1 rRNA gene is annotated in these 1,849 nt (G+C 56.8%); it reads left to right on the forward strand.

Features of this window, described 5'->3' with window-relative positions:
• Positions 1-1,827: ribosomal RNA gene (locus ACIG0D_RS34985) — 23S ribosomal RNA — on the forward strand; the annotation flags it as partial.
• Between the last annotated feature and the right edge of the window lie 22 nt (positions 1,828-1,849).

Consider the following 1,849-nt stretch of genomic DNA (forward strand, 5'->3'; position numbering starts at 1 on the left):
GATGGGTAGGGGAGCGTCGTCTGCCGGGTGAAGCAGCCGCGTAAGCGAGTTGTGGACGGTTGACGAGTGAGAATGCAGGCATGAGTAGCGATACAAACGTGAGAAACGTTTGCGCCGATTGACTAAGGGTTCCTGGGTCAAGCTGATCTGCCCAGGGTAAGTCGGGACCTAAGGCGAGGCCGACAGGCGTAGTCGATGGATAACCGGTTGATATTCCGGTACCCGCTGTGAAGCGTCAAACATCGAATCCAGTGATGCTAAGCCCGTGAAGCCGCCGGCTGAGTCTTCGGACGAGGTCGGAGTGGTGGAGCCGGTGACCCGAGCTGGTAGTAGGTGAGTGATGGGGTGACGCAGGAAGGTAGTCCATCCCGGGCGGTGGTTGTCCCGGGGTAAGGGTGTAGGACGTCAGGTAGGCAAATCCGCCTGGCACATAGTCTGAGACCTGATGCCGAGCCGATTGTGGTGAAGTGGATGATCCTATGCTGTCGAGAAAAGCCTCTAGCGAGTTTCATGGCGGCCCGTACCCTAAACCGACTCAGGTGGTCAGGTAGAGAATACCGAGGCGTTCGGGTGAACTATGGTTAAGGAACTCGGCAAAATGCCCCCGTAACTTCGGGAGAAGGGGGGCCATTTCCGGTGAAGGAACTTGCTTCCTGAGCTGGGGGTGGCCGCAGAGACCAGCGAGAAGCGACTGTTTACTAAAAACACAGGTCCGTGCGAAGCCGTAAGGCGATGTATACGGACTGACGCCTGCCCGGTGCTGGAACGTTAAGGGGACCGGTTAGCTTGGATTCGTCCAGGCGAAGCTGAGAACTTAAGCGCCAGTAAACGGCGGTGGTAACTATAACCATCCTAAGGTAGCGAAATTCCTTGTCGGGTAAGTTCCGACCTGCACGAATGGCGTAACGACTTCTCGACTGTCTCAACCATAGGCCCGGTGAAATTGCACTACGAGTAAAGATGCTCGTTTCGCGCAGCAGGACGGAAAGACCCCGGGACCTTTACTACAGTTTGATATTGGTGTTCGGTTCGGCTTGTGTAGGATAGGTGGGAGACTGTGAAGCGGGCACGCCAGTGTTCGTGGAGTCGTCGTTGAAATACCACTCTGGTCGTGCTGGATGTCTAACCTGGGTCCGTGATCCGGATCAGGGACAGTGTCTGATGGGTAGTTTAACTGGGGCGGTTGCCTCCTAAAGGGTAACGGAGGCGCCCAAAGGTTCCCTCAGCCTGGTTGGCAATCAGGTGTTGAGTGTAAGTGCACAAGGGAGCTTGACTGTGAGACCGACGGGTCGAGCAGGGACGAAAGTCGGGACTAGTGATCCGGCGGTGGCTTGTGGAAGCGCCGTCGCTCAACGGATAAAAGGTACCCCGGGGATAACAGGCTGATCTTCCCCAAGAGTCCATATCGACGGGATGGTTTGGCACCTCGATGTCGGCTCGTCGCATCCTGGGGCTGGAGTCGGTCCCAAGGGTTGGGCTGTTCGCCCATTAAAGCGGTACGCGAGCTGGGTTTAGAACGTCGTGAGACAGTTCGGTCCCTATCCGCTGTGCGCGTAGGAGTCTTGAGAAGGGCTGTCCCTAGTACGAGAGGACCGGGACGGACGAACCTCTGGTGTGCCAGTTGTTCTGCCAAGGGCATGGCTGGTTGGCTACGTTCGGGAGGGATAACCGCTGAAAGCATCTAAGCGGGAAGCCTGCTTCGAGATGAGGACTCCCACCCACTTGATGGGGTAAGGCTCCCAGTAGACGACTGGGTTGATAGGCCGGATATGGAAGCACGGTAACGTGTGGAGTTGACCGGTACTAATAGGCCGAGGGCTTGTCCTCAGTTGCTCGCGTCCACTGTGTT

The organism is Streptomyces sp. NPDC052773 (assembly GCF_044547145.1).
Lineage (GTDB): Bacteria > Actinomycetota > Actinomycetes > Streptomycetales > Streptomycetaceae > Streptomyces.